The sequence below is a fragment of the Lacibacterium aquatile genome (assembly GCF_042683105.1).
Classification (GTDB): domain Bacteria; phylum Pseudomonadota; class Alphaproteobacteria; order Elsterales; family Elsteraceae; genus Lacibacterium; species Lacibacterium aquatile.
Window position 1 is genome coordinate 80,822 of record NZ_JBHUIP010000009.1, and the last position, 8,018, is coordinate 88,839.

8 protein-coding genes are annotated in these 8,018 nt (G+C 60.5%); 1 reads left to right on the forward strand and 7 read right to left on the reverse strand.

Features of this window, described 5'->3' with window-relative positions:
• Positions 1-82 precede the first annotated feature (82 nt).
• From ACFSM5_RS09425 to ACFSM5_RS09435, 3 genes are all read right to left on the reverse strand, one after another.
• Positions 83-907, reverse strand: a complete 825-nt coding sequence (locus tag ACFSM5_RS09425; protein WP_379876078.1) for a universal stress protein — start codon at positions 905-907, stop codon at positions 83-85.
• 63 nt (positions 908-970) lie between these two features.
• Complete coding sequence (locus tag ACFSM5_RS09430) at positions 971-2,005, reverse strand: ribonucleotide-diphosphate reductase subunit beta (protein WP_379876079.1); 1,035 nt, start codon at positions 2,003-2,005, stop codon at positions 971-973.
• A 93-nt stretch (positions 2,006-2,098) separates the two neighbouring features.
• Positions 2,099-3,916: a ribonucleoside-diphosphate reductase subunit alpha gene (locus ACFSM5_RS09435; RefSeq protein ID WP_379876080.1), complete on the reverse strand. Its 1,818-nt coding sequence runs from the start codon at positions 3,914-3,916 to the stop codon at positions 2,099-2,101.
• 409 nt (positions 3,917-4,325) lie between these two features.
• Between ACFSM5_RS09435 and ACFSM5_RS09440 the strand changes: the two genes are divergently transcribed.
• A complete protein-coding gene (locus tag ACFSM5_RS09440; protein ID WP_379876081.1) occupies positions 4,326-4,766 on the forward strand; it encodes a septal ring lytic transglycosylase RlpA family protein in 441 nt (146 codons plus the stop codon).
• On the opposite strand, the gene ACFSM5_RS09445 is transcribed toward ACFSM5_RS09440, so the two are convergent.
• The 4 genes from ACFSM5_RS09445 to ACFSM5_RS09460 form a co-directional block, all read right to left on the reverse strand.
• A complete protein-coding gene (locus tag ACFSM5_RS09445) occupies positions 4,678-5,571 on the reverse strand; it encodes an N-acetylglucosamine kinase (protein ID WP_379876082.1) in 894 nt (297 codons plus the stop codon). The two genes, ACFSM5_RS09440 and ACFSM5_RS09445, sit on opposite strands and share 89 nt — an antisense overlap.
• Positions 5,565-6,242 carry an N-acetylmannosamine-6-phosphate 2-epimerase gene (locus tag ACFSM5_RS09450; protein WP_379876083.1) on the reverse strand — a complete coding sequence of 226 codons (678 nt, stop codon included), beginning with the start codon at positions 6,240-6,242 and terminating at the stop codon, positions 5,565-5,567. Before ACFSM5_RS09450 ends, ACFSM5_RS09445 begins: the two co-directional genes overlap by 7 nt.
• Positions 6,239-7,084, reverse strand: coding sequence for a carbohydrate ABC transporter permease (locus tag ACFSM5_RS09455; protein WP_379876084.1), 846 nt, complete (start codon positions 7,082-7,084; stop codon positions 6,239-6,241). Before ACFSM5_RS09455 ends, ACFSM5_RS09450 begins: the two co-directional genes overlap by 4 nt.
• Positions 7,081-8,018 (reverse strand): carbohydrate ABC transporter permease (locus tag ACFSM5_RS09460; RefSeq protein WP_379876085.1); only part of this gene is annotated, 938 nt, incomplete at its 5' end. The genes ACFSM5_RS09455 and ACFSM5_RS09460, both read right to left, overlap by 4 nt.

Here is an 8,018-nt window from a genome sequence, read left to right on the forward strand (position 1 = left end):
AGTCTCCCTGCCCGGCCAATCTGCGGGCGAAAAAATAGGGAACCGTCCTTTGCCAGACGGTTCCCTTCTGTAACTCGGACGCTTAGTGCGCCATCAGGACCGGAACGGTCATATGGTCGAGGATCGTGCGGGTTGCACCGCCGATGATCGTCTGACGCAGGCGCGAATGGCCATAGGCGCCCATGACCAGCATATCGCAGCCTTCGTCCAGCAGTGCCGACAGCAAGGCATCGGCAACCTCTAGTTCCGGCGCGACGATCTTACCCACTTCCACCTTCACGCCATGACGGGCCAGATGATGGCCAAGATCGGTACCGGCAATCTCGCCGACATTATTCGGACCAGACTGCGGATTGACGACTACCACCTTGACCTTTTTGGCCTTGGTCAGCATCGGCACGGCATCATTGACAGCACGGGTCGCCTCGCGGCTGCCGTCCCAGGCGACGAGCACATAATCGGCGGTCTGCGGCAGCGCACCGATATAAGGGATGATCAGGACCGGACGGCCGCTTTCCATCACAACATCGTCGGGGCGCACGACCGAAATCGGACCCTTCGGATCAGGCTGGCCGACGATGGTCAGGTCCGAATAGCGGGCCGACAGCGCGACCTGAGCCGAAGCCCCACCCCGCGCCAAGCGCCACTCGCCGGAAATACCTTCCACACGGATACGTTCCTCGAACAGCTTCTGCGCCTGAACCGCAGCCGCTTCGGCTGCATCGATCAGCAGTTCAGATAGCGGATTCTCGGTCGCCTGCAGAAGGAATTCCGGCAGTACCACCGGCTCGATCACATGCAGACCGATCAGATGGGCATCGTGCGAACGGGCCAAAGCAATAGCCAGATCCAGTCTGTTCTCGCCGCGGGTACCCGGTTCGACGTGAACGACGATGTCCTTAATCATTCTGACTATTCTCCAACTCGGACCAACATGGTCAGCATGATTGGCCGGAAGGTATAGCTCTGGTCAAGCAGCATCGACAGTGCCGAGAGTACCTTGGGCACTTTCCTCGGTGGAACTATTCGCAAGCCTACGTTGGTCGAACATCGACCAGGTATTTTCCCAATCGCCTTGGGTGGCAGCCTTTGAATATTCGGTCGCGCGTTGTTCGAAGAAATTCGCGTGCTCGACGCCGTTCAGCAGCGCGGTCAGCCAGGGCAGCGGATGGTCACCGATCAGATAGATCGGCTTCAGGCCCAACTGCTGCAGACGCCAGTCGGCGATATAGCGGATGTAGCGCTTCACATCGAGCGGCGTCATCCCCTCGACCGGGCCCATTTCAAAGGCGAGATCGATGAAGGCATCTTCCAGGCGCACCACGGTCTGGCAGCAGTCCGAGATGTCATCCTTCAGCGACTGCGTCAGGCAGCCGGTTTCGGCCGTGAAGGTGTGGAACATCTTGATGATGCCTTCGCAATGCAGGCTCTCATCACGCACCGACCAGGATACGATCTGCCCCATGCCCTTCATCTTGTTGAAGCGCGGGAAATTCATCAGCATCGCGAAGGATGCGAACAGCTGCAAGCCTTCGGTGAAGCCACCGAACATCGCCAGCGTACGGGCGATATCCGCATCGGTTTCGACGCCGAACTTATGCATATAGTCATGCTTGTCGGCCATCGCCTTGTACTTCAGGAACGCGGAATATTCCTGTTCCGGCATGCCGATGGTATCGAGCAGATGGCTATAGGCCGCGATATGCACCGTCTCCATGTTCGAAAAGGCGGTCAGCATCATCTTGATTTCGGTCGGCTTGAACACCCGGCCGTATTTCTCGTGATAGCAGTCCTGCACCTCGACGTCCGCCTGGGTAAAGAAGCGGAAGATCTGGGTCAGCAGGTTGCGCTCATGATCCGACAGCTTCTTCGACCAGTCGCGCACGTCTTCGCCCAGCGGCACCTCTTCCGGCATCCAATGGATCTGTTGCTGGCGTTTCCAGAACTCGAAGGCCCACGGATATTCAAACGGCTTATAGGTCTTGCTGGCGGAAAGAAGCGGCATGGCGGGAACCTTGCTCGAAAATAGGCGTGAATTTGTAATACGGACGAGGAAGCGGACGGTCCTACAGGGACTCGTCCGCTTACACAAGGGGCCTTACTGGCAGGCCAGGCACTCGTCGTAGTTCTTGACCTCGGCGATCACCTTACGGCGCTCGTAGGTATTGTCGGCATCGACGGCGCCACCGGCCCAGGATGCGCGCTGCACGCTCTTGGAGCGGCAGTAGTAGAGGCTCTTCACGCCCAGTTCCCAGGCGCGATAATGCAGCATCAGCAGATCCCACTTATCAACATCCCCTTCCAGGAAGAGGTTCAGCGAGGTTGCCTGGCAGATGTAGGGCGTGCGGTCACCGGCGAATTCGACGACCCAGCGCTGATCGATTTCAAAGGCGGTCTTGAAGATCGACTTTTCGTCGGCGGTCAGGAAGTCCAGATGCTGGACCGAGCCTTCATGTTCGAGGATCGAGTTCCAGACCGTCTCGTTATTGCGGCCCTTCTCGTCCAGCATGCGCTGGAGATACGGGTTGCGGACCGAGAAAGAGCCCGACAGCGTCTTGTGGGTATAGACGTTGGCCGGAATGGCTTCGATACCAGCCGACGTGCCGCCGCAGATGATCGAGATCGACGCGGTCGGCGCGATGGCGATCTTGTGGCTGAAGCGCTCCATGGCACCGGCATCGGCGGCATCGGGGCACGGGCCACGTTCCTGGGCCAGATACATCGAGGCGGCGTCGGCGCGTTCCTTGATGTAGCGGAAGACCTTGAGGTTCCACGACTTTGCCAGCGCGCTTTCCAGCGGAATGCCACGGCTCTGCAGGAAGGAATGGAAGCCCATGACGCCCAGACCGACCGAACGCTCGCGCATCGCGCCGTATTTGGCGCGGGCCATCTCGTCCGGCGCGCGGTCGATGAAGTCCTGCAGGACGTTATCCAGGAAGCGCATCAGATCTTCGACGAAGCGCGGCTCCTGGGACCATTCATCCCACTTCTCGACATTGATCGAGGAGAGGCAGCAGACGGCGGTGCGATGCTGGCCGGTATGGTCCGGACCCGTGTGCAGGGTGATTTCCGAGCAGAGGTTCGAGGTCTTGACCGACAGGCCCAGCTGACGCTGATGTTCCGGCATCGTGCGGTTCACGGTATCGATGAAGATCAGATACGGCTCGCCGGTGGTGATGCGGGTCTCGACGATCTTCTGGAACAGCGCGCGGGCATCAACCGTGCTCATCACTTCCTTGGAGCGCGGGCTGCGCAGCGGGAAGGACTTGCCGTCGCGGACGGCTTCCATGAATTCGTCGGTGATCAGGATGCCATGGTGCAGGTTCAGCGCCTTACGGTTGAAGTCGCCCGAAGGCTTACGGATTTCGAGGAATTCCTCGATTTCCGGATGGTTGACGTCCAGATAGACCGCAGCCGAACCACGGCGCAGACTACCCTGGCTGATCGCCAGCGTCAGGCTGTCCATGACGCGGATGAAGGGGATGATACCGCTGGTCTTGCCATTGAGGCCGACCGGCTCGCCAATACCGCGCACATTGCCCCAGTAGGTGCCGATGCCGCCGCCACGGGCCGAAAGCCAGACGTTTTCGTTCCAGGTATCGACGATACCTTCAAGGCTGTCGTCGACCGAGTTCAGATAGCAGGAGATCGGCAGACCGCGGCCAGTGCCGCCGTTCGACAGGACCGGGGTCGCCGGCATGAACCAGAGCTTCGACATATAGTCGTAAAGCCGCTGGGCATGGGCATCATCGTCGGCATAGGCGCCGGAGACGCGGGCGAAGAGATCCTGGAAGCTCTCACCCGGCAGCAGATAGCGATCGCGAAGCGTTTCCTTGCCGAAATCGGTCAGTAAGGCATCGCGAGAGCGATCCAGTGTGACACGACCTGGCGCAAAGCTGCGAAGATCACCATCCATGACCTGTTCCCCGTTGATCAAAATTATAAAAGTCAGCTCGCAAAGCGAAGGCCCCGGTTTCTCCGAGGCCTTCGATCTATAGCGACGTTGCGCTGTTGAGACACAAGATATTGCGGTCATACGGGCTACGCAAGGAATCAAACAGCTTGACGACGTCTTTGATTCGCGTTCCTCGGATTTAAGAATTTTAACCTTCCCGTGAAATCCGTGAAACGTGCCGAACGCCGGGATTCTCTAGCTTTAGCTAAAATCCGTCTCATCGGAAGTTACGAGTATTTCGTTATCAAAACGGACCTATCGGTTCGACCAAAACCGTCGGCTGAACCATAAATCCTTATGATATTCTTATGATCGGATGAGAAAAATCATCTCGAAAGCATAGCCCCACCCCCTAGATCTTGTGGGGGCTATGCAGATCCCCACCCTAATCGTGGCGATGCTGGTCACAGGTCAGGCCCTCGCCTGCCCCGCCACCATCGACCGCATGAGCGGCCCCGCCTCCTGGTACGGGCCGCGTCACCATGGGAAACCGACTGCCAGCGGCTTGCTGTTCGATCAGCATGCGCTGACCGCCGCCCATCCCTATCTGCCCTTCGGCACCAAGATAGTCGTGACGGCCCGCAAAACCGGCGCGCAAGCGACGGTGACGATCACTGATCGCGGCCCTTTTATCGCCGGACGCATTCTCGATCTCTCAGAAGCAGCGGCGGAGACGCTCGGCATCAAGAGAGCCGGTATTGCCTGTGTCGATCTGGCGTTTTTTAGAGCGCCGCCGCCAGTTCGGCCGCAGCCTCGACAGCCGGACGGCCCGGAACCGTCACCGGCATATCGGGCGGCAGGGCTGCCTTGACCCCCGCCGTGACCGCCGGATGCAGCTTGAAGCCGCCGCCGATCAGCACCACCGGCAGAGGTCCGGTGCGGTTGGCCAGCACCAGACCCAGACGCGCCAGTTCAGCACCCGCATCCCCCAGAATCTTCAGAGCGACGGCATCGCCCGCTTCCGCCGCTTCCGCGACGGCAGGCGCAAGCCCGGCAATCGATCCGCGATCGCCACTATAAATAGTGCTGCGGACGAGGTCCCAGCGAGCACCGCCGAACCGCTTGGCAAAGGCCGAGCCCAGCGGGCTGTTCCAAGCCGACGCACCGCGCTCGTCCACAGCCCGCATCAGATGATGTACACCCATCCGCGCGATCCAGAAGGCCGAGCCACCATCGTCAATAATATAGCCATGGCCGCCCGCACGCTCGACGCGCCCGCCTTCGGCGATGTGATAGCCGACAGATCCCGTGCCGCAATAAACCAGGATGCCTTTGCCCGGCTGGAAAGCCGCCAGATAGGCGATCCACATATCGTCGACGACCCGCACCCGGTCGCGCGGCAGATCCAGTCCTTCAGCGATCAGATCGATGTAGGTCTGGGCGGCCTCGCTTTCCTGAGACAGGCCGGTGATCCCGGCGCAAACGGCCGCTGGTTGCCCGGCATCCCGGACATCGGCAAGGATGGCATCCAGCGCGGCGAGCGAGCGCTTGCGCACCTCGTCGTTGAACAGATGGCCGGACATCGGCAGCCCCTGCCCTTCGGCAACCAGTTTGCCTTCCTCACGAAGCTGCCAGCGGGTAGCCGTACCGCCCGCGTCTATACCGAGCGTCAGCACGCCCCGCTCTCCGTGACGAAGCGGCGGGTGATGTCGCGCGGATTGGTGATGGCGGTGCCGATGACCACAGCATGGGCGCCCAGCTCCAACGCCCGCGCCACTTGCGATGGCTCCCAGAAGCGCCCTTCGGCCACAACCGGAATATCGGTCGCCCGCACCAGGGCTTCCAGCAACTCGAAATCCGGCCCCGAACCCTTGCGGGCTTCGGTTTCATCGGTATAACCGGCCATTGTCGTCGCGACATAGGTCGGACGAGCCGCCGCCGCCTTCAGCCCGTTTTCCAACGTATCCACATCGGCAAAGACCTCGCACTTCAGGTCATCGCGGATATAGGCGATCAGTTCTTCCACCGGCCCGCCGTCGCGGGGGCGCTGGGTGGCGTCGATCCCGATGATCTCCGCCCCCGCAGCCTTGATCTTATCGGCCGTCGCGCGGTTCGGGGTGATATAGACCGGAAAGCGGGCATCCCAGAGCTTTGAGATACCGATGATCGGCAGATCGCAGACTGCCTTGATCGCCGCGATATCCTCGGGTCCGTTGGCACGGATCGTCGAAGCACCGCCATCCCGCGCCGCCAGCGCCATCGCCGCCATATAGATCGGGCCATGGAGCGGATTATCTTCCCGCGCCTGGGCCGAAACGACGAGGCTGCCTTTACGGATCAAGGTCACTTCACGGCTCCACTGGTCATGCCACTGATGAACTGCTTGGACAGGGCGATATAGAGCAGCGAGATCGGCAAGGCCGACAGCGTCAGCCCGGCAAACAGCACGCCCCAGTCCGTCGTATATTCGCCCATGAAAGCCGTCAGCCCCTGGGGCAGCGTCTTGGCGTCGTTCGACTGGATGAAGACCAGCGGAAAGAAGAAGTCGTTCCAGATCGGCACTGCATTATGGATCGCCGCGATCACCATCGCCGGACGGATCAACGGCAGCATCACCGACCAGAGGATTCGGGCTTCCGACGCCCCATCCATCCGCGCCGCATCCTCAAGCTCACGGGGGAGCGTACGGATGAAACCCGTCAAAATGAAGACCGTCGACGGCAGCCCCATCGCCGTATAGACGGCGATCAGACTAAGGCGGCTGTCCAGCAACCCGAAGTCGCGCATCTGAATGAAGAGCGGAATGATCGCCAGCTTCAGCGGCATCATCAGGCCCGACAGGAAGAACAGGAAGACGAAGACCGAACCCGGAAACTCGTACCGGGCAATGGCATAGGCGGCCATGATCCCCAGGGTCAGGATCGCCAGCAGCGACAGGCCCGTCACCACAATCGAGTTCCCGAGATAGAGCATGAAGCTCGTCTCATCCAGGATACGCAGGTAGTTCGTCAGATTGCCGAAATCGGGAACGGCAAAGGGCGTCGAGAAGATCTCGCCGGTCGATTTGAAGCCCGAAAACACCATCACCAGAATGGGATAGAGCATCAGGAAGCTGTTCGCGACCAGCAGGATCTGCAACAGGCTCGAACGCAGGCTCGGCACCACGGGAAGCGTCTTCACGGCACTCATATCTCGATCTCCCGCTTACGCAGGCGGATGGTCCAGAAAGCCGACACGACAGCAATGAACAGGAAGGTCAGCACGGCCAGCGCACTCCCGCGCCCGAAGTCCTGCACGCCTGCCGACTGATTGCCAAAGGCGGTGCGGTAGAACAGCAGGCCCAGCACATCGGTCTTGCCATAGGGCGAGCCGTCGAGGCCGGTCATGACGTAGGGCAGTTCGAACCAGTTGAAGCTGCCGATGAACAGCAGCACGAAGCAGATGGTGGCGCTTGGGGCGACCAGCGGCCAGACGATTTTGGTGATCATCGTCCATTCCGAAGCGCCATCCAGGCGCGCCGCGTCGATCACCTCGGACGGAATGCGCTGCATGCCCGCCAGGAAGACAAGCGCCGGGAAACCGACCCAATGCCAGGCATTGACGAAGACCAGCGCCCAGAGCGCCGTACTCTCCTGCCCCAGCCACGGCTGCGCCCAGCTATCGAGGCCAACCGAGACAAAGGCGGCATTCACCAGACCGAACAGCGGATGCAGAAACAGCTTCCACAGGAAGCCGACGATCACCGTCGACAGGATCACCGGCAGGAACACCGCCACCCGGTGGAACCGATGACCGGGCAGTTCCTTGGAGATCGCATAGGCGATCAGAAAACCGAAACCATTCTGCACGATCATCAGGGCGATGAAGACCCAGACGTTATGCAGGAAGGCATTGAGCGTCCAGGCAGCAAAAGGCTCGCGCGTCAGGACGTCGATGAAATTGCCAAGGCCCACGAACTCGCCGCGCTTCAGCCCTTCCCAATGATAGAAGGCATAGGCCAGGGCCGACAGGATCGGCCAGACCACGAAGGTCGCCATGAACACCATGGGCGGCACGACCAGGAACATGATCCAGGCAGCACGACCGGGTTTCCTGAAGAAAGCGGTGAGCGAATTCATCGGCT

Bases quoted from the DNA above. Each gene is read 5' to 3' on its own strand.
- ACFSM5_RS09425 (WP_379876078.1), bottom strand. From the start codon at position 907: ATGATTAAGGACATCGTCGTTCACGTCGAACCGGGTACCCGCGGCGAG.
- ACFSM5_RS09430 (WP_379876079.1), bottom strand. From the start codon at position 2,005: ATGCCGCTTCTTTCCGCCAGCAAGACCTATAAGCCGTTTGAATATCCG.
- ACFSM5_RS09435 (WP_379876080.1), bottom strand. From the start codon at position 3,916: ATGGATGGTGATCTTCGCAGCTTTGCGCCAGGTCGTGTCACACTGGAT.
- ACFSM5_RS09440 (WP_379876081.1), top strand. From the start codon at position 4,326: ATGCAGATCCCCACCCTAATCGTGGCGATGCTGGTCACAGGTCAGGCC.
- ACFSM5_RS09455 (WP_379876084.1), bottom strand. From the start codon at position 7,084: ATGAGTGCCGTGAAGACGCTTCCCGTGGTGCCGAGCCTGCGTTCGAGC.